Raw genomic sequence first — 17,538 nt, 5'->3', positions numbered from 1 at the left:
AGTCACGATTGACGAAGCTTGCGCTTCATTCGTTTTTGTATTCCGTAGAATACGTTTTTTGCCTCATCGTTCAGTTTTCAAAGTTCGTCATTGTTTGTTTTGAAAATGGTGGGCCTAAGTGGACTCGAACCACCGACCTCACGCTTATCAGGCGTGCGCTCTAACCAGCTGAGCTATAGGCCCGTCAAAGCAAACAAAATATGGTGCACCCTGAGAGATTCGAACTCCCGACCCCTTGATTCGTAGTCAAGTACTCTATCCAGCTGAGCTAAGGGTGCGATATGGTGCGGTCGAGAGGACTTGAACCTCCACGATGTTGCCACCACTAGGCCCTCAACCTAGCGCGTCTACCGATTCCGCCACGACCGCAAATATGAAATTAAAAATGGTGTGTCATGCAGGATTCGAACCTGCGACCCTCTGATTAAAAGTCAGATGCTCTACCAACTGAGCTAATGACACATATAAACTGGGCTGGAAGGGATCGAACCTTCGCGTGCTGGAATCAAAATCCAGTGCCTTACCACTTGGCTACAGCCCAAAAATGGCGGTCCTGACGGGATTCGAACCCGCGATCTCCTGCGTGACAGGCAGGCATGTTAACCGCTACACCACAGGACCGCAACTTGAAGTTGTAAACAACTCTTTAAAAAGAAATGGTGGAGGATGACGGGATCGAACCGCCGACCCCCTGCTTGTAAGGCAGGTGCTCTCCCAGCTGAGCTAATCCTCCATATGGTGACCCGTACGGGATTCGAACCCGTGTTACCGCCGTGAAAGGGCGGTGTCTTAACCGCTTGACCAACGGGCCATTTTGTAATTAATAATTATTCTCAAGAAACATTTTCACATAAGAGGTCTGGCGGAGATGGAGGGATTCGAACCCTCGCACCAGTTTCCCGGCCTACACCCTTAGCAGGGGCGCCCCTTATAGCCACTTGGGTACATCTCCAAAAGAATGGCTCCGCAAGTAGGATTTGAACCTACGACCTACCGGTTAACAGCCGGTTGCTCTACCACTGAGCTATTGCGGAACGTTACGTTCTGTTCGGAACACTTTTATATAGTAGCAACTTTTTTTCTTTCCGTCAATGCTTTTTTAAAAAAGTTTTTAGCGACGATAAGTTGTTTAGTTGCTGTCGTTTTGACGACTTCTATAATTTATCATGCTCCGAAATGAACGTCAACTACTTTTGTAAAAAATCTTTCCGCGACAACGACCACATCGATACTTTTCCGTATTCATGCGTCTTTTCCTTCTATATAATGTACTGCATTTCTCACATTCATAAAGATAGGATTTTTTTTCGTCTTCTTGTCTTCTCGGACTGTATCGGATCCCACCGTAACGCTCTAACCATTCTTTAAAGTCTTGATCTTGATGGCGGTGTCCCATTCCTGCTAGATGTAAATGATAGTGACACAGTTCATGAATCACAATTCCGCGGAAGACTTTCATGTCATCGATGTATCGTTTATTGAAGTCTAAGTGATGATCGCCCAAGAAGTAGCGACCACCTGTCGTCTTTAGGCGTGGGTTAAAATAAGCTTCATGTCGAAACGATAAGGAAAATACGTCGAGCGAAAGTTGCTCGACGTATCGTTGTAATTGTTCATTCGTCATTTCGGCGGAACCAGCGTCAAACCAATGCGTCCTCGCTCCGGTTCAACATTCGTCACCCATACCGTCACGATATCCCCGACAGCGACAACATCAAGTGGATGTTTGACACGCTTACGACTGAGCTTCGAAATATGGATCAATCCATTCTCTTTCACCCCGATATCAACGAACGCACCAAAATCAAGAACATTACGGATCGTCCCTTGGAATTCCATCCCGACTTGAATCATATCCATCGATAGAACATCTTGGCGAAGTAACGGTTTATCGAGTGCTTCTCGCGGGTCACGTCCCGGACGTTGTAACGCCTCGATGATGTCACGTAACGTTGGCTCTCCGATCTCGAGCGTCTGTGCCATCTCCGGTAATGCCAATGTGGACAATTGTTCCCGGAGTGCATCCGTTCCGACTTGATCGAGCGTTAAACCTAGTGTCTTGAATAACCTTTCGACTGTTTTGTACTGCTCCGGATGGATTGGCGTCCGGTCGAGCGGATGCGTTCCATCTAAGATCCGGAGGAATCCAGCTGCCTGTTCATAAGCTTTTGCCCCAAGACGAGGGACTTTCAATAATTCCTGACGCGTCTTGAACGTTCCAAGTTCTGAGCGACGTTCGACGATTTTTTTCGCCGTCGCTTTCGTGATTCCTGCGACGTAACTCAAAAGCGGTTCTGACGCTGTATTGACATCAACTCCGACCTGGTTGACGACCGTTTCGACGACAAAATCAAGCGTCTCCTTCAATTTCGTTTGCGAGACATCATGTTGATATTGACCGACACCAACAGATTGCGGATCGACTTTGACGAGTTCTGCCAGTGGATCCTGCAAGCGACGTGCGATCGAAATTGCGGATCGTTGTTCGACTTGAAGCTCCGGAAACTCCGTTCGGGCAATCTCTGAAGCGGAATAAATACTTGCCCCTGCCTCGTCGACGATCGTAAAGGCAATATCTTTCTGCCCCTTCATCCAATCCGCAACGAATGCTTCTGTTTCCCGCGAAGCCGTCCCATTGCCAATCGCAATCAATTCAATACCATACGTGTCGACGAGCTTTGAAAGGGTTTGGCGCGCTTCTTTCGCTTTTTGCTCTGACATCGTCACGTAGATGACACCGACTTCCTTCATCTCACCCGTCAGATCAATGACCGCCCACTTACACCCCGTCCGATAAGCCGGATCAAGACCAAGCATGACTTTCCCTTTCATCGGTGGCTGCATGTAGAGTTGACGGAGGTTCTTACCGAAGACGTCAATCGCCTGAAGTTCTGCTTTCTCAGTCAGTTCGTTCCGAATTTCTCGTTCGATAGCAGGAAAAACGGATTTTTTATACCCCGTTGTGATTGCCGCTTCGACGATGTCACGTTTCTTTGGCGCCAGTTGTGCATATGAACGAAGTAACGTTGGTAAAACCTGCTGTTCCTCTAATACGACCTTCACCGAGACGATTTTCAACGACTCAGCACGGTTGATCGCAAGAATCCGGTGCGGAACAATCTGTTGAATCCGTTCGTTGTAAGCATAGTACTGTGCAAAGACACCTTTTTCATCGACTGCGTCCTTTTTCTGTTTCGTGACGATTTCTGCTGAACGACGTATTTGCTTGCGTATGAACTCACGCACCGTCGCTTGTTCGCCCCACTCCTCAGCGATGATTGATTGAGCTCCGGCAAGTGCTTCTTCCGAATCGAGTGTACCGCTCAAACGCTGAAATGTCGCTTCATCATAGGCAGACTTGTCGCGTAACCAGTCAGCAAGTGGCGCAAGCCCTGCTTCCCGTGCAATTTCCGCCTTCGTCCGACGTTTTGGTCGAAACGGTAAGTAAATATCTTCGACTTGTTGTAAGGTCGTCGCTTCTTCAAGCGTTCGACGGAGTTCCGGCGTTAGTACACCTTGTTCCTCGATTTTTTCAAGGACGTCACTTCGTCTACTTTCAAGTTGTGTTAATTGTTTATGTCGATCGAGGATCGCTTTAATCGCGACCTCATCGAGTTCTCCAGTCTGTTCTTTCCGGTAGCGGGCGATGAACGGAATCGTACCGCCTTCTTCCGTCAATTGTAAGACTGCCTTCACTTGAGCAGGACGTACATTCAATTCACTTGCGATTCTCTTTTCCATCTGCTTCACCTCTCATTCATTATACCGAAGAATGCATGGAAAAGAAAAAAGACTGACACGAGGTCAGTCTTTTGAGAATACTTCATTTGGTTCAACTTTAATCGCTTCACGTAACTTCTGCAAAGCACGTCGTTGGAGACGGGACACATGCATTTGTGAAATGCCGAGTAGTTCTCCCGTTTCTTTTTGACTCATATTGCGATAATAGGCACATTCGAGGATAGAACGCTCGCGGTCCGTCAAGACAGCAAATGCCTTTTCAAGAATCAGACGCTGATCGACAGAGTCATAGCCATTCTCTTGATTACCAACGAGGTCGAGCAAGGTAACGGTACTACCTTCCTGATCTGCCTCAATCGAGCTATCGACGGAGAGAGCTTGATAACTCTTACCCATCTCGAGTGTTTCAAGGACTTCCTCTTCTGATACTTCAAGGCGAGCAGCAATCTCATCGATGCGCGGAGAGCGTTGTAGCTCCGTCGTCAATTCCTCGACTGCCTTTTTGATTTTTGGTCCGAGTTCCTTAATGCGACGTGGAACGTGGACGCTCCATGTCTTATCGCGGATGAAACGTTTGATTTCTCCGATGATCGTCGGAACAGCAAACGATTCAAAACTGCGACCAAACTCCTTATCGAATCGACGAAGCGCCGCGAGTAACCCAATCATACCGACCTGAACGAGATCGTCATGAATCGGTCGACCACGCGAAAACTTTCGGGCCAAAGCTTCTACCAAGTCTGAATAACGCTCGAGTAATGCCGCATGCACTTCCTCATCTTGGTCGTCCTGCTGATACAAATCAATCAGTCGAAGTACTTCATCATCACTGTGATGGCGTTGTTGAGACTTTGCTGGCACTTTGACCCACCTCATCTCTATTCATATATTTTGTCATATGGACAGTGACGCCGTTCGCTTTCTCGATCGTTACTTGATCCATCAATGCTTCGATCATCAAGATACCAAGTCCTCCTTCATGCAAGGAATCGAGATCGTGTGCGTCCGTAATCGGCTCACTTTGGCGTTTAACCTCATCTTTATCGAACGTAATGCCGTTATCTTTAACGATGATCTCAAGACGATCATCTGGATAGACGTTGCAAGTCAAGGCGATACTACCATCTTCTTTTCCTTCGTACGCATGTTGAACAGCGTTCGCACATGCTTCTGAGACAGCGATTTTGATATCTTCGATGTCATCGTACGTATACCCCATTCGGTTCGCGACGCCTGAAACCGTCAAACGAGCGATGGCTACATATTCCGGTTTTGCCGGTAATGTCATGTTCAGTTGTTCGTTCTTCATTGCGTTCCACCTCGTACACCACTATCAATTGTAATGATGCTTGAAAGACCTGTGATCTCGAATAGACGACGGATACGTTCAGAGACGCCAACGAGCGTGAACGACGTACCGTTCTTTTTCGCTGCTTTGAGCGCACCGACAAAAACACCGAGACCTGTTGAATCCATATAATGAACTTCATCCAAGTGCACGATGACATCATTCGTTTCGACTGCTGGGACTAATTCTTGGCGAAGCTTTGGTGCCGTATACGTATCAATCTCACCTGCGATATAAAGATGCGTCTGACCGTCAAGCTGCTCTGTTTTAATTGTTAAATCCATCTTCAAGTTCCTCCTCAAGGAAAATCTGTCTATGTGGTCTTGCTATTCATCCTACCTCTTCCCTTTATAAAAAGGTCACTTGGGTATGTTTCCCCGTAAAGAAAACTTTGAAACCCATTTTTAAAAAAAGAGGTCAAAAAAAGTCGTATACGCTAGTATCGACTCTTCTTGTGTTGCGCTTCTATGTAAGTGCCTAAAAATCAACCAAGCCTAAGCTGATTGCGACGGCACTATTTACTTTCATCATCGTGTCCGGATCTAGATGTGTGACTTTATCCGTTAGACGGCGTTTATCAATTGTACGGATTTGCTCAAGTAAGATGACCGAATCACGTTCTAATCCGTGTCGCTCTCGATATACTTCCACATGGGTCGGTAGTTTGGCTTTGTCGATCTGTGCCGTGATCGCAGCCACGATGACTGTCGGGCTGAATCGGTTACCAATATCATTTTGTAGAACAAGCACGGGACGAACTCCCCCTTGTTCCGATCCGACCACAGGTGACAAATTTGCATAAAACACGTCGCCACGTTTGACTATCAAAGCTTACACCCCGCTTACTTGACGTAGGAGTGAGAACTCCGCCTCCGTTTCAATCTGGAACATTTCGCCTACGATCGATAAATTGATTGCTGCCATTTCTTCGTAACCACGCTTCAATTCCTCACGTAGCTGACGCTTGCGTTCTTCGGTCGTATGATTCGACTTCATCCCAATCGTCTCCTTCGCTACATTTCGCTCAACAAACTGCATTTCCCGTTGTTGGACCAAGATAATGGCACCTCCAGATTCACTGAAACCTTAACGAACGACTCACTTTCTACTTCAATATATCAGTCGAATTCAGAAAATACAATCAAAATTCAAACAAATAACATATTTTTGCCATCTTATTGATGTCTTATTCGAATCACTGACGCGGAACACGTTTCGAGAATTGACAGAGAACTTCATAGTTGATCGTCCCGAGCCAATGGGCCGCTTCCTCGATTGGTGCCCCTTCTCCAATCAAGATGACTTCCGTTCCAATCGGATATTCTCGCGGTAAACGAATCATCAAGCGATCCATACAGACACGACCGACGATTTCGCACGGTAGACCGTCTACAATCAGTGAATAGCCCTGAAACTTGCGTGACCAGCCATCTGCATAACCAATCGGAACGGTACCGATCCATTCATCTGTCGGTGCCGTATAAGTCGCTCCGTAACTGATCGTCTGACCCGGTTCGACTTGTTTGACCTGCATCAGACGACTCTTCAGTGAAAACGCTGGTTTTAAAAATTCATAATGTCCTGCCATCTCATCCGACGGCATCGCCCCATATAACGCGATACCGACCCGAACGACGTTAAACGGCGCTTGTCCCGCTAAGCGAATCGCTGCCGCTGAATTAGCACAATGCACGTAACGAATGTCCGGTACTAGCGCGACATAGGATAAAAATGTCTCGAGCTGACGTTCGAACAATCGACTGTTCAGCTCGTCAGCGGTTGCGAAATGCGTATAGATGCCTTCGAGTTCGACAAGATCATCATTACACTCAACCAAAATATGCTTCAACTCATCGACATGCTGCAGTCCGAGCCGCCCCATCCCGGTATCGACCTTGATATGCAAACGGAGATGATCGATTTCCGTCAGATGCCGTTTCGCTTCTTGGAGCCAATCGGCTGAAAAGACAGGAACGGCGACATCGTAATTCGAAGCGACTGGCGCATGCTCCGGCAGTAAAGCTTCAAGCATCAAAATTGGCGCTCGGATACCCGCTTCTCGCAACTCAATCGCTTCTTCAAGGAGCGCAACAGCGAGTAAGTCAGCTCCATTTTCAAGGGCAATCTCAGCGACTGTCACTGCACCGTGACCATAGCCGTCTGCCTTGACGACTGCCATCACCTGTTGCTCGCCCATTCGTGTTTTAATTTCGCGTATATTGTGTGCGATCGCTTCCCGATCGATTTCAATCCAAGTTGGTCGATACATCCTAATCCCTCTTCTCTAATAAGACTTGCGCAGACGCGTAGTGCTCTGAATGTGTAATCGAGACATGGATGACGCCATCGAATGGTCCGCTCATGATCGGTCGTCCGGTCTCATCGTTTAAAACTTCGACGTCCTGCCAGGAAACCTCTTTTCCGACACCGGTTCCAAATGCTTTAACGAACGCTTCCTTTGCGGCGAAGCGACCTGCCAGGTACTCAATTTGCCGGTGTCCTGAAAGCGATTGAAATCGTTCCTGTTCTGCCTGCGTCAAAATTCTTCCTGCAAAACGTGGCTGTCGCTCGAGCGTTTGCTCGATTCGATTTAGTTCGACTAAATCGATCCCAATTCCATAAATCATCCGAGACGCCTCCACAGTTCTATTCTTCGCCATCTTCATATAGAATGAAGATGAAGCGAGGTGTTGTCATGTTTAGTCGAACGGAAAATCTACAAACGTTCACACGTTCTTATCCGGTCGTTTCGTTGTTCATTTTAATCCAAGTCGCCCTGTTTGTCATCGAACAGTTAGGTGGACTCCTTAATCTGACGTTCTCTCCCTTAAGTGCAGGCGCAGCAATCAATCTCTTAATCGGGCAAGGTGAATGGTGGCGTGTCGTCACGGCAACGTTCTTGCATTATGATTTTTGGCATATTGCGTTCAATACGTTTGCTCTCGTCATTTTCGCACCGCCTCTCGAGCGGATGATCGGGCATACTCGATTCGCTACTTTTTACTTGCTCGTCGGTACGCTTGCGAACGTCTTGACGTACTTCACGAAAATCAATGAACCGTTCTATGGACAAGCCGGAGCATCCGGTGCCATTCTTGGTCTGCTTGGTTTTTATGTCTACTTGAGTCGTTTCAAACGAACGGTCATCATGGCAGACGATACACGGCTTGTGTATATCTTCACTGCAGTCACGGCAGTCTTTACGTTACTTGGATCGAACGTCGCTGTCTTCGGTCACTTGTACGGTTTCGTCCTCGGATTCCTTTTCGGATTCGTCTTCGGCAACCGCGCCGTGCCATTCACACGTCCGTTCCAAACGGGTCGTCGGACAAGTGGTGGTCCTGTCTTCGTAAGCGGTTCTGGGCAGTTGGGTCGTATCTTCTTCTATGTCATCATCGCCTTTGCTGTACTCGGATTATTCTTCCGTTACCTGTAAACCAGCATACAAAAAAAGGACTACGCTACATGCGTAAGTCCTTTTTTTGATTATTTGCGTAGAACTTCTGCCAAGTCCTTCACATCATCAATCAAGTTATGGATCGTCTCCTGATTATCCGTATAAAGTGCTTTTAATTCCTCAAAGCGTCCTTTCGGATCTTGTTTGACAGCAGACAATTGTGTTCCTGCGCCACTGAATGTTCGTTTCACTGCCGTGAACTGCGCTTGACGCGTATCTTTATGCAGTAGTGATAAAGTAGCGCCGACAAGTGCGCCACCAAGTGTTGCTACGACAAAATAGTTCTTCTTCATCTGTTAGTCCCCCTGCATCTCACTCATTTGTTGGTGGTACGATTTGATACCGTTTCATGACGGGAGAAGGCGCGAACGACTTCCCTGCCTCTTCAGCATACTGGTCTACCGTGAGACGTTCAACTGATTTTGCATAACGAGCCCCGTCGCTTGTCTCATGGAACTGAATCAATAAGACGAGATCCGTCCCCTTCTCGACACGTCCAATCCGAAAAGCCTGGAAGCCACCATATTCTGCTCCAATGACTTTTGGATTCGACATCACTTGATGTACGAATAAATCTCCGCTATTTTGATCTGCCGGAATCGACCAGTAGAAGAGACTGCCTTCATCCGAAAAATTTCCACGTGATTCGAGCAACGTGTAGGTATTGCCACTTTGAAAAGGTGATTTCGAGTCCGTCTCTATCCAGAGGATAGCGTCACCGCTTCCGCTAGCAACACGAATGTGAGCGTCCCGAGAACGAATTTGTTCAACAAACGAACCGCTACCGAATGTGATCGAAAGTTTAGATGGCATCACAGGCCTCCGCAAGTTGAAAGTCTTTTTCCGTCAATCCGTTTTCATCATGAGTCGTCGCCGCAAGTGTGACGTTTTTATAGTCAATCACGATCCGTGGATGATGATTCAAGTTTTCGGCGATACTCCCGACTTCCTGTACGAAATCCAGTGCAGCAGGAAACGATGGAAGTGTATACGTTCGGACGATTTCATCATCGACGATACTCCAATCCTGCAATCGTTCAAGACGCTCTTCCACTTCATACTCATTCAACCTAGCCATCCCTTTCTCCTCCTCTACTATCATTTTCGTCCTATACTTTATACCCCATTCTATTACTTCTCTATACCTGTTTGTATCCGATTTCTTCCTTTCGCCTTCTATGTGAGATAGAGTACAATGTGAAAGAGAACACTAATTCAAAACCGAAAGGGGCTCACGCACATGCGCGCTCTGATTGTCATTGATTACACGATCGACTTCGTTGCTGACGAAGGGAAGCTGACTTGTGGAAAACCAGGACAGGCGATTGAAGACCGGATCGCTACATTGATGGAGGAATTTTCAACAGAGGACTACGTCGTCATTGCCAACGATATTCATGAGGAAGGTGATACGTTCCATCCGGAAACTGTCCTTTTCCCGCCGCATAATATTCGCGGAACACATGGACGTGATTTGTTTGGGAAAGTCGCAGCCATGGCACGTGTCGCTGATCACATCATTGATAAGACGCGTTACAGTGCGTTCGCCGGGACGGACCTTGATTTACGCTTGCGTGAACGTGGTATCCGCGAAGTCCACCTCGTTGGCGTCTGTACGGACATCTGTGTCCTTCATACAGCTGTTGATGCCTACAATCTCGGATATCATATCGTCGTCCATGCCGATGCGGTCGCAAGCTTTAACGCGACGGGTCACGACTGGGCGCTTACACACTTTAAACAATCGATCGGCGCAGAAGTCGTCGGCGAATAAGAAGGGATTTGTCCGTTATGTTACAACGTAATCTTGCACTCCATACCGATCTATACTTACCACGGTGGATGTATATCTACTGGAAAGAAGGACGTCACAATGAACGTGCCGTCTTCGATGTCTACTACCGTTCGAATCCGTTTGCAGGAGGGTATGTCGTCTTTGCGGGTCTTGAGAACATCATCGAGTACATTCAAACACTCCGTTTCACGGAAGAAGACATCACGTACTTGCAAGAGATGATCGGCTTCCCAGATGAATTCAAGGATGAACTGCGTCAATTCAAGTTCAACGGTTCGATTTCCAGTGTCAAAGAAGGTGAGATCGTCTTCCCGAACGAACCATTGATTCGGATCGAGGCACGAATTTTTGAAGCGAAACTCTTACAGACCGCGATTTTGAACATCGCGAACCATGAATCACTCATCGCGACGAAGTACGCACGCATTCGTCAATCGGCACCCCGTGCGAAGTTTCTTGAAGCCGGTGCCCGACGTGCGCAAGGCATCGATGCTGCTTACTTCGGAACGCGTGCTTCGTACCTCGCTGGTTTTGACGTCACAAGTCTTGCTTCAGCAGGACGCGATTTCGGAATCCCATGTGGCGGAACGATGGAACATGCCGACATTCAATTCCATGATGATGAACTAACAGCATTCCGGACATTTGCTTCTCACTATCCGGATCAATCGACGTTACTCGTCGATACGTATGACACACTCAAGAGTGGTCTGCCGAATGCCATTACGGTCGCAAAGGAACTCCAAGCCAAAGGACATAAACTGCGCGGAATCCGAATCGATTCTGGTGACTTATCTTATTTGTCAAAACGTGCTCGTAACATGCTTGACGAAGCCGGCTTCCCAGAAGTCGACATCGTCTTGTCAGGGGATCTCGATGAGTACGTCATCCAAGATTTGCGCATCCAAGGCGCCCAAGCGAATACGTTCCTCGTCGGAACACGTGGTATTACAGCTTACGAGCAACCCGCTCTCGGAATGGTCTATAAACTGGTCGCACGTGAAGTAGACGGCGAACTCACGCCTGTCATCAAAGTGTCCTCGTCAAAAGCCAAGACGACGACACCACACATCAAGGAAGTCTATCGCATCATCGATCCGGTGACGGATAAGTTTAAAGGGGATTACGTGACGTTGATGGATGAGGATCCATCGACACTTGAAGCCGTCGATCTCATCGACGTCCGGGACCCATCGTTCCGTAACCGTGTGGAGCAGTTCAAGGTCGAACGCTTGCTTGAACCGATCTTCAAAGATGGAGAGCTAATCTATACAGTTCCAACGATCGAAGAGATCCGTCACTTCCATGAAACGCAGATTGGTCGTCTTTGGGAGGAGTACAAACGTCTCCGTTTGCCAGAGATTTATGCCGTCACATTCAGTGACCGTCTCTGGAAACTCAAACTCGACATGATTCGGGAGACACGACTCGCGAGTGGTTTAAAATAAGACGCACAAACAAGCGCCGTTCTTCCTCCCTCAGGATGAACGGCGCTTTTCTCATGTTAATCCTGCTTCGTTTCCGACAGGTGTCATTTCTGTTGGCGCTTGTTCCATCTTCTTACGAAAGTACCACGCGAAACCAAGCGCACCTCCGATGAAGACGATATACGTTATGCGTTGACCGAATTCTGCTAAGGAATCCGCGTAAAAAATACTGATTAAATGATCACTTCCACTAATGAGTAGCAAACAGGCAATCAGGAGCGCAATGCGATATGCAAGCGTCGGGCGGTCTGTCGGTTCAGCATGCCAATACATGATGATATGGTGGGCAAGTAAGACAATACCCAGGATTCCTAATATTCCAATGAGTACTTGCGGCATAATGAACGATCCTCCTGTTAGTAATATCTAGTCTTATTTAAACATAGTTCATACGAATTTCGTCAGGAAAAGTTTCCCGTCCCACATTCCTCACGGTATACTGTAGAAAAATCGTAAGCGATCAAGGGAGGGCATTTTTTCATGAAAACCTTTAAATTATGCACATTGCGCATTTTAATGGACGAGTCAGGACGGGATACGACGATTCCCGTCGCCATTCAAGACGGACTAACGGTCAGTACCGAACAAACGGCACAATGGGTCGCAGAAATCGTCGTTCCTTCGAGCGATCAGCCGATCGTCGATGAATTGTTCACAAAACATTTACGTGCTTTGATTGAAATCACGATCTCACGACCCGATAATGACCCTGCCGCGATGATCGTCACGCCTCTTGAACGGACTGCCTTAAGCGAACACGTCTCCTATGTCTTCACTGGTAAGATGGTCATGATGAAGAATGATTTATCCGAATCGATCTTACGTGAAGTCGTCGAGGATGGATTCGCTGGTGAGGAACTCGTCCAAGAATACAAGGATCGTCGTTCAAAACGCGGTGCACATATCACGAGTATCGCTAAAGAAACATTTAAACAGTATCTAGCAGAACATCCAGAAACACCGATTTCTTAAGGTTTTTCGACTTCGTCCGTGATGTGATCCGCTACATTGATTCGATCAATCGTATAGTGGTCCGTATATTGGATATAATTCGCACATGCATTTTTCAAAGGTGTCCGGTAACTGAATGTCTCATCAATCGACGATAAGGCTGCTTTGATCGTATGCGAGTGACAGACGATTAAGATTCGTTTCCCCTCATACGTTCGTGTCACTTCCTGTAATGCTTCGAATACGCGATCCTGAATCGCTTGTTCCGTTTCAAGACCCGGAACACGTTTCGTATCGTTCGCTTGAACAGCTTCATAAATCGACGCAACCGGTTCACCGGAAGCAGCACCAAATTCACGCTCGACGAGTCGGTCATCGGTCGCTGTGATCGTCAATCCGACAGCACGTCCGATGATTTCTGCTGTCTCAACAGCGCGAGACAACGGGCTTGCTAGCAAGACATCCCACTTTTCATTGGCTAGATAAGCGGCGCTGAGTTCCGCTTGTCTTTTTCCTGTTGCATTCAACGGGATGTCTTCTCTTCCTTGGATTCGTTCATTTAAGTTCCAATCCGTTTGACCATGTCGCACTAAACAAATTTCAGTCATGCCTCTGTCTCCTTCATTCAAGAAATATGACTGATTGTATCATGTTTTTCATCGGGAAGTTGTCGCGGTGGCAATAACAACACCTGACAAGTGAAGCGTTCAATTCGTTCGAGCAGTCGTTCAATTTTCAATGGATTTTCTGTCTGTGCAAAACTAGCAAGTGAGTGGGTACCGTTCGGAAAAGAAAACAAACGGACATCAGCTCCGACATCGGCTCCTTTTTCAACGAAGTGAAGAGCTTGGGAAAACGGAACGATTGGATCTTTTTTGCCATGCAGGAGCATGATCGGTGGGGCGTCTGACGAGAGATGCGTCACAGGTGAAACGTGGGTCATGAGCTTGCGCCATTCTTCCCGTCCACCTTTATAAAACTTAATGTGAGCGATCCAGGTCTGAATGAAAGTAAACAATAAAAAATTCGTCGGTGGATATAAGGCAATGACACCACTGATCAATGGCATGTGTCGTTCATCGCGCTCACCAACGAAAGCAGATGGGGCAAGTGCCGTCGTCAGCATGAGTGCAGCTCCGGCTGAGTCTCCCCATACTATCATCCGTCCTCTTAAAATGCGAAGATCTTCTGCTTCTTTGTTCAAAAAGCATAAGGCATCCCGTACATCTTCGAGATTATCCGGAAAATAACTCCCTTCTTCAAACAGACGATAATCGATACTACAAACAGCAACCCCAAGTTCAAGCAGGCGATCAACGATCGGGCTAAAACAGAACAGATCCTCGCGCTCTCCACGAACGAATGCGCCACCGTGCGCGTAGATCGCGACCGGAAACGGTCCTTCCCCCGGCGGATAATAGAGATCGAGTTGTAAGGTACGGTCTCCCACTTGTTTGTAAGTGATTGTCCGCGGTGCGAGTTGTTTTTCTGTGATTGGCAAGGCGGGTTCAGTCCACCGAAGTAATGCACCGTAATTGTTCCAGATACTTGCTCCCGCAGCTGCTGTCGTTAGTAGTGCAGCTCCCCCCATTAGCCATGCAGTTTCACGTTTCACTTGATCACCTCCAAAAGACGTATCAATTCCTTCATTTTATTATCCTTTTACCCCGTTTTAAAAGAAGTCGAACGTCTCGGTATTCGTACTTGACGCTTCTCAAACGTTCCGCTATAGTGAAAAAGTCCAAATCGGAATAATTACGTTTTAATAACGGAGGTAACATATAATGAAAAAAATCATTCCTGCTTTAACGGTCGCATTCGCGAGCGCAAGTATCCTCGCAGCTTGTGGATCAAACACCGATTCATCGACTTCAGATGATAAAAAGACGGAAATCTATACATCGACGTTCGCAACAGCTGCCATTGCCCGTGAAATCGGTGGTAATCAAGTCAACGTCAAGATGATCGTCCCACCTGGAGCAGATCCGCACTCCTATGAACCGACGTCAAAGCAACTCACTGAGATTGCCAAAGGTGACCTTTTCCTTTTGACGGGTACGACACTTGAACCCTATTCAAAAAAAATCCAAGAGAGTCTAAAAGGCACGGACGTCCGGTTCGTCGAGACGAGTAAGGATGTCACTTTGCTGGAATCGGATGCTACGCTTCACGCACATGAAGAAGAGGGACATACAGAAGAAGAGCATGCGCACGAAGATGCAGGGCACGATGATCACGCAACTGATGAACATGCGCACGAAGAGGAAGAACACGATCATGGAAAATACGATCCACACGTCTGGCTTGATCCTGTCAACGCCAAAGCAATGGCACGTTCTATCACAGTCGCCTTATCAAAAGAAGTACCAAAAGACAAAGCAACATTCGAAAAAAACTTGAAAGCGTTCGATCAGCAAGCTGACGCACTCGATAAAGAGTTCAAGCAAGCCGTCGCTGACGGATCAAAAAAAGAACTTCTCGTCACACATGCAGCTTACGGTTACCTCGCCGAACGATATGGTTTCACGCAGCTTCCAATCGCCGGAATTTCCCCTTCCGATGAACCCTCACAAAAACAACTGGCTGCTTTAGTGAAAGAAGCGCGGATGCATGATTTGAAACACGTCGCGTTCGAAGAAACGGTTTCACCAAAGGTTGCGCGTGTCATCCAAAAAGAAATCGGAGCTAAATCCGTGACGATCCATAACCTCGAGTCGGTGACGAAATCGCAGCAAAACAGCTCGTATTTTAAGTTGATGGAAGAAAACGTCCAGACGTTAGAACAGGCACTTCAGTAAAGTACAGTTGACACGCGTTACTCAATGCGGTACGGTAAGAAACGTGTTTTACAACAATTGAATGACTTCTTTTTATCGCGAGAAACGGAGGGACTGGCCCAATGATGTTTCGGCAGCGGACGATTTGATTCGTACTGTGCCAAATCCAGCAAGCGAAAGCTTGAGAGATAAGAAGAGCGTCTTTATTTCATAAAGACCTCCTTCTTTCTTGCGAAGGGGTCTTTTTTTGTATCTTTGAGAAACGAGGTGTCAACAATGAATGAAATGATCACGCCTAACAAATGGGCACTGCTTCCCCTCGTCGTATTTCTGGTCCTCTTCATCGGAGCCGGTATCTTCTATGACGACTTTTACAAATTCCCGATTCTGATCGCTGCTTTGATCGCGCTGATCTTTGCTGCAATCACGACGAAAGGATCGATTAATCAAACGGTTGAACGAATCGCAACCGGTGCCGGAAATCCCGATATCATGATTATGGTCTTCATCTTCTTATTAGCCGGTACGTTCTCTGGAACGGCAGAAGCAATCGGCGCCATTGATGCGACCGTCAATGCTGCCTTAACGTTCCTACCTCCGTCACTCCTGATGAGCGGTCTGTTCGTCATCGCTGCCTTCATCTCGATGGCAATGGGAACTTCGACTGGAACGATTGCTGCACTTGCTCCAATCGCCTTTGGTATTCATGAAGCAACAGGTATCAACGTTGCGATCGCAGCAGCGTCAGTCGTTGGTGGTTCGATGTTCGGTGATAACTTGTCGTTCATCTCGGATACGACAATCGCTGCCGTTCGGACACAAAAAACGAACATGCGCGATAAATTCCGGACGAACTTCATGATCGTTCTCCCGGCTGCCGTCTTAACGGTCATCTTACTCGCGTTCGTTTCTGGTTCTGGCGATGCGGCAGCAGCTAAAGCATTCGAGTTCTACAAATTAATTCCGTATCTCGCCGTCATCGTCCTTGCACTATTTGGTGTCAATGTCATTCTTGTTCTCGTCGGTGGCACATTGCTCACTGGAATCATCGGTATGATCGACGGTAGCTTTGGCTTAAGTGGGTTCGTCCTTTCGATGTCTGAAGGAATGATGGGCATGGCAGAGATTTCAATCTTGACACTCCTCATGGGTGGTCTCGTCAGTTTGATCACGTTCAATGGCGGAATCGCCTACTTGAAAGAGACGTTGACGCGCAAGATTTCACAGCGTCGCGGTGCTGAATTCAGTATGGCAGCACTCGTCAGTGCGACGAACCTCGCAACGGCGAACAATACGATCTCGATTCTCGTCGCTGGACCACTCGCGGCTGAAATCGCTGATACGTATGAAATCGACCGCAAGAAATCAGCGAGTATTCTTGATATCTTCTCTTGTGGTATTCAAGGCATCATTCCGTATGGGGCACAACTGCTGATCGCAGCAGAGTTGACGAAGACAGCTTCACCAGAACTGATTCCGTATCTGTTCTATCCGTTCCTGCTCTTCGTCTGTGGATCGATTGCCATCATCTTTGGTTTCCCACGTCCGAAAAAATCAGTTGCTCAACAGGAAAAAATCTCTTCTTAACCAACGACAGGTCCGATCATGGTGATCGGACCTGTTTCATTATTTTTTCTGCTTCGCTTGTCGTTCTAAAATCAAATACGCGATTGCTGGAAGTGGAAACTGAAGGAGTCCCGCACCTCCCCATACCCACGGGTTACGTCCTGATTTTCGTGCACTGAAAAATAAGCTAACTGCTTGCGTGACCAACAAGGCACTAATACTAAGCCAAGCTCCCTTTGATAGCTTTTTATTCTTTTGAGCCATCCTTTCTCCCCCCTCTTTCTGACATACGGTCAGATGTGATGAATTCTCTTTTATTTTAACCCATTCTATTCCTCCATGAGCATGGAAACGGACGGTTTCGTTCGTTCGTGCTAAACTAAACGAGCAAATCTAAACTACGTTTTATGAGGAGG

The 17,538-nt window shown here is 47.3% G+C and carries 22 protein-coding genes, 10 tRNA genes and 1 riboswitch; of the genes, 6 read left to right on the top strand and 26 right to left on the bottom strand.

The features are described 5' to 3' along the window. Positions 1-106: 106 nt before the first annotated feature. The 19 genes from BW42_RS13650 to acpS form a co-directional block, all read right to left on the bottom strand. Positions 107-183: transfer RNA gene (locus BW42_RS13650), tRNA-Ile, on the bottom strand. 18 nt (positions 184-201) lie between these two features. Continuing rightward, positions 202-278, bottom strand: a tRNA-Arg gene (locus BW42_RS13645). 4 nt (positions 279-282) lie between these two features. Further along, a tRNA-Leu gene (locus BW42_RS13640) sits at positions 283-369 on the bottom strand. Positions 370-386: 17 nt separating this feature from the next. Further along, positions 387-462: transfer RNA gene (locus BW42_RS13635), tRNA-Lys, on the bottom strand. 7 nt (positions 463-469) lie between these two features. After that, positions 470-541 (bottom strand) — tRNA-Gln (locus tag BW42_RS13630). Between the two features lie 4 nt (positions 542-545). Then, positions 546-621, bottom strand: a tRNA-Asp gene (locus BW42_RS13625). A gap of 36 nt (positions 622-657) precedes the next feature. Next, positions 658-733, bottom strand: a tRNA-Val gene (locus BW42_RS13620). Between the two features lie 3 nt (positions 734-736). Further along, positions 737-811: transfer RNA gene (locus BW42_RS13615), tRNA-Glu, on the bottom strand. A gap of 49 nt (positions 812-860) precedes the next feature. Beyond that, a tRNA-Ser gene (locus BW42_RS13610) sits at positions 861-952 on the bottom strand. Between the two features lie 7 nt (positions 953-959). Beyond that, positions 960-1,034 (bottom strand) — tRNA-Asn (locus BW42_RS13605). Between the two features lie 149 nt (positions 1,035-1,183). Continuing rightward, positions 1,184-1,624: a SprT family protein gene (locus BW42_RS13600; RefSeq protein ID WP_035412218.1), complete on the bottom strand. Its 441-nt coding sequence runs from the start codon at positions 1,622-1,624 to the stop codon at positions 1,184-1,186. Then, a complete protein-coding gene (locus BW42_RS13595) occupies positions 1,621-3,741 on the bottom strand; it encodes a Tex family protein (protein ID WP_035412213.1) in 2,121 nt (706 codons plus the stop codon). The genes BW42_RS13600 and BW42_RS13595 overlap by 4 nt, the downstream gene beginning before the upstream one ends. 63 nt (positions 3,742-3,804) lie before the next feature. Next, positions 3,805-4,602 carry an RNA polymerase sigma factor SigB gene (gene sigB / locus BW42_RS13590; protein WP_023469620.1) on the bottom strand — a complete coding sequence of 266 codons (798 nt, stop codon included), beginning with the start codon at positions 4,600-4,602 and terminating at the stop codon, positions 3,805-3,807. Continuing rightward, entirely contained in the window at positions 4,568-5,050 is a 483-nt protein-coding gene (gene rsbW / locus BW42_RS13585) for an anti-sigma B factor RsbW (protein ID WP_035412210.1), read from the bottom strand. Before rsbW ends, sigB begins: the two co-directional genes overlap by 35 nt. Then, complete coding sequence (locus tag BW42_RS13580; RefSeq protein WP_029342841.1) at positions 5,047-5,373, bottom strand: STAS domain-containing protein; 327 nt, start codon at positions 5,371-5,373, stop codon at positions 5,047-5,049. The genes rsbW and BW42_RS13580 overlap by 4 nt, the downstream gene beginning before the upstream one ends. 193 nt (positions 5,374-5,566) lie before the next feature. Beyond that, complete coding sequence (locus BW42_RS13575) at positions 5,567-5,917, bottom strand: type II toxin-antitoxin system PemK/MazF family toxin (protein WP_023469623.1); 351 nt, start codon at positions 5,915-5,917, stop codon at positions 5,567-5,569. Between the two features lie 3 nt (positions 5,918-5,920). Continuing rightward, on the bottom strand, positions 5,921-6,145 hold the full coding sequence (locus BW42_RS13570) for a hypothetical protein (RefSeq protein ID WP_023469624.1): 225 nt from the start codon (positions 6,143-6,145) through the stop codon (positions 5,921-5,923). Positions 6,146-6,284: 139 nt separating this feature from the next. Then, on the bottom strand, positions 6,285-7,358 hold the full coding sequence (gene alr, locus BW42_RS13565) for an alanine racemase (RefSeq protein ID WP_035412208.1): 1,074 nt from the start codon (positions 7,356-7,358) through the stop codon (positions 6,285-6,287). Position 7,359: 1 nt separating this feature from the next. Beyond that, positions 7,360-7,716 carry a holo-ACP synthase gene (acpS, locus tag BW42_RS13560; protein WP_035412205.1) on the bottom strand — a complete coding sequence of 119 codons (357 nt, stop codon included), beginning with the start codon at positions 7,714-7,716 and terminating at the stop codon, positions 7,360-7,362. Positions 7,717-7,784: 68 nt separating this feature from the next. On the opposite strand from acpS, the gene BW42_RS13555 reads away from it, so the two are divergent. Next, on the top strand, positions 7,785-8,525 hold the full coding sequence (locus BW42_RS13555; protein WP_035412202.1) for a rhomboid family intramembrane serine protease: 741 nt from the start codon (positions 7,785-7,787) through the stop codon (positions 8,523-8,525). A gap of 50 nt (positions 8,526-8,575) precedes the next feature. Here the strand turns inward: BW42_RS13555 and BW42_RS13550 are convergent, their stop codons facing one another. Genes BW42_RS13550 through BW42_RS13540 form a run of 3 tightly spaced genes read right to left on the bottom strand, consistent with a single transcriptional unit; the run spans position 8,576 to position 9,624 of the window. Beyond that, a complete protein-coding gene (locus tag BW42_RS13550) occupies positions 8,576-8,839 on the bottom strand; it encodes a hypothetical protein (protein ID WP_035412200.1) in 264 nt (87 codons plus the stop codon). Between the two features lie 19 nt (positions 8,840-8,858). After that, complete coding sequence (locus tag BW42_RS13545; RefSeq protein WP_035412198.1) at positions 8,859-9,359, bottom strand: hypothetical protein; 501 nt, start codon at positions 9,357-9,359, stop codon at positions 8,859-8,861. Beyond that, positions 9,349-9,624: a 4a-hydroxytetrahydrobiopterin dehydratase gene (locus tag BW42_RS13540; protein ID WP_035412195.1), complete on the bottom strand. Its 276-nt coding sequence runs from the start codon at positions 9,622-9,624 to the stop codon at positions 9,349-9,351. Before BW42_RS13540 ends, BW42_RS13545 begins: the two co-directional genes overlap by 11 nt. Positions 9,625-9,786: 162 nt before the next feature. On the opposite strand from BW42_RS13540, the gene BW42_RS13535 reads away from it, so the two are divergent. Together BW42_RS13535 and BW42_RS13530 are read left to right on the top strand one after the other, a co-directional pair. Beyond that, positions 9,787-10,320, top strand: a complete 534-nt coding sequence (locus tag BW42_RS13535) for a cysteine hydrolase family protein (protein WP_035412192.1) — start codon at positions 9,787-9,789, stop codon at positions 10,318-10,320. A 17-nt stretch (positions 10,321-10,337) separates the two neighbouring features. Then, positions 10,338-11,789 (top strand): nicotinate phosphoribosyltransferase, encoded by a 1,452-nt coding sequence (locus tag BW42_RS13530; RefSeq protein WP_035412190.1) that lies wholly within the window; start codon positions 10,338-10,340, stop codon positions 11,787-11,789. A gap of 51 nt (positions 11,790-11,840) precedes the next feature. Here BW42_RS13530 and BW42_RS13525 read toward each other — a convergent pair whose 3' ends face one another. Then, complete coding sequence (locus tag BW42_RS13525) at positions 11,841-12,167, bottom strand: hypothetical protein (protein ID WP_029342848.1); 327 nt, start codon at positions 12,165-12,167, stop codon at positions 11,841-11,843. Between the two features lie 141 nt (positions 12,168-12,308). Between BW42_RS13525 and BW42_RS13520 the strand changes: the two genes are divergently transcribed. Further along, a complete protein-coding gene (locus BW42_RS13520) occupies positions 12,309-12,800 on the top strand; it encodes a YwpF family protein (protein WP_035412187.1) in 492 nt (163 codons plus the stop codon). On the opposite strand, the gene BW42_RS13515 is transcribed toward BW42_RS13520, so the two are convergent. Further along, the gene (locus BW42_RS13515; RefSeq protein ID WP_035412184.1) at positions 12,797-13,387 is read right to left on the bottom strand and encodes a histidine phosphatase family protein; all 591 of its coding nucleotides are present in this window, start codon (positions 13,385-13,387) and stop codon (positions 12,797-12,799) included. The genes BW42_RS13520 and BW42_RS13515 overlap by 4 nt on opposite strands. Positions 13,388-13,404: 17 nt before the next feature. Further along, positions 13,405-14,394 (bottom strand): alpha/beta hydrolase, encoded by a 990-nt coding sequence (locus BW42_RS13510; RefSeq protein WP_052019150.1) that lies wholly within the window; start codon positions 14,392-14,394, stop codon positions 13,405-13,407. Positions 14,395-14,563: 169 nt separating this feature from the next. On the opposite strand from BW42_RS13510, the gene BW42_RS13505 reads away from it, so the two are divergent. After that, entirely contained in the window at positions 14,564-15,577 is a 1,014-nt protein-coding gene (locus BW42_RS13505; RefSeq protein WP_035412181.1) for a metal ABC transporter solute-binding protein, Zn/Mn family, read from the top strand. A 69-nt stretch (positions 15,578-15,646) separates the two neighbouring features. Continuing rightward, positions 15,647-15,751: riboswitch (SAM riboswitch) on the top strand. 81 nt (positions 15,752-15,832) lie between these two features. Then, positions 15,833-17,143, top strand: a complete 1,311-nt coding sequence (locus tag BW42_RS13500; protein WP_035412179.1) for a Na+/H+ antiporter NhaC family protein — start codon at positions 15,833-15,835, stop codon at positions 17,141-17,143. A 39-nt stretch (positions 17,144-17,182) separates the two neighbouring features. Here BW42_RS13500 and BW42_RS13495 read toward each other — a convergent pair whose 3' ends face one another. Continuing rightward, positions 17,183-17,386, bottom strand: a complete 204-nt coding sequence (locus BW42_RS13495; protein WP_035412176.1) for a hypothetical protein — start codon at positions 17,384-17,386, stop codon at positions 17,183-17,185. Positions 17,387-17,538: the final 152 nt, after the last annotated feature.

The sequence above is a fragment of the Exiguobacterium sp. RIT341 genome, assembly GCF_000632205.1.
Classification (GTDB): domain Bacteria; phylum Bacillota; class Bacilli; order Exiguobacteriales; family Exiguobacteriaceae; genus Exiguobacterium_A.
The sequence above is the reverse complement of the archived record's forward strand: the minus strand, read 5'-3'. Positions and strand labels throughout refer to the sequence as shown.

Bases quoted from the DNA above. Each gene is read 5' to 3' on its own strand.
- BW42_RS13550 (WP_035412200.1), bottom strand. From the start codon at position 8,839: ATGAAGAAGAACTATTTTGTCGTAGCAACACTTGGTGGCGCACTTGTC.
- BW42_RS13595 (WP_035412213.1), bottom strand. From the start codon at position 3,741: ATGGAAAAGAGAATCGCAAGTGAATTGAATGTACGTCCTGCTCAAGTG.
- alr (WP_035412208.1), bottom strand. From the start codon at position 7,358: ATGTATCGACCAACTTGGATTGAAATCGATCGGGAAGCGATCGCACAC.
- BW42_RS13545 (WP_035412198.1), bottom strand. From the start codon at position 9,359: ATGCCATCTAAACTTTCGATCACATTCGGTAGCGGTTCGTTTGTTGAA.
- BW42_RS13515 (WP_035412184.1), bottom strand. From the start codon at position 13,387: ATGACTGAAATTTGTTTAGTGCGACATGGTCAAACGGATTGGAACTTA.
- BW42_RS13505 (WP_035412181.1), top strand. From the start codon at position 14,564: ATGAAAAAAATCATTCCTGCTTTAACGGTCGCATTCGCGAGCGCAAGT.
- acpS (WP_035412205.1), bottom strand. From the start codon at position 7,716: ATGATTTATGGAATTGGGATCGATTTAGTCGAACTAAATCGAATCGAG.
- BW42_RS13535 (WP_035412192.1), top strand. From the start codon at position 9,787: ATGCGCGCTCTGATTGTCATTGATTACACGATCGACTTCGTTGCTGAC.
- rsbW (WP_035412210.1), bottom strand. From the start codon at position 5,050: ATGAAGAACGAACAACTGAACATGACATTACCGGCAAAACCGGAATAT.
- BW42_RS13525 (WP_029342848.1), bottom strand. From the start codon at position 12,167: ATGCCGCAAGTACTCATTGGAATATTAGGAATCCTGGGTATTGTCTTA.
- BW42_RS13555 (WP_035412202.1), top strand. From the start codon at position 7,785: ATGTTTAGTCGAACGGAAAATCTACAAACGTTCACACGTTCTTATCCG.
- BW42_RS13600 (WP_035412218.1), bottom strand. From the start codon at position 1,624: ATGACGAATGAACAATTACAACGATACGTCGAGCAACTTTCGCTCGAC.
- BW42_RS13540 (WP_035412195.1), bottom strand. From the start codon at position 9,624: ATGGCTAGGTTGAATGAGTATGAAGTGGAAGAGCGTCTTGAACGATTG.
- BW42_RS13495 (WP_035412176.1), bottom strand. From the start codon at position 17,386: ATGGCTCAAAAGAATAAAAAGCTATCAAAGGGAGCTTGGCTTAGTATT.
- BW42_RS13580 (WP_029342841.1), bottom strand. From the start codon at position 5,373: ATGGATTTAACAATTAAAACAGAGCAGCTTGACGGTCAGACGCATCTT.
- BW42_RS13530 (WP_035412190.1), top strand. From the start codon at position 10,338: ATGTTACAACGTAATCTTGCACTCCATACCGATCTATACTTACCACGG.
- BW42_RS13500 (WP_035412179.1), top strand. From the start codon at position 15,833: ATGAATGAAATGATCACGCCTAACAAATGGGCACTGCTTCCCCTCGTC.
- BW42_RS13520 (WP_035412187.1), top strand. From the start codon at position 12,309: ATGAAAACCTTTAAATTATGCACATTGCGCATTTTAATGGACGAGTCA.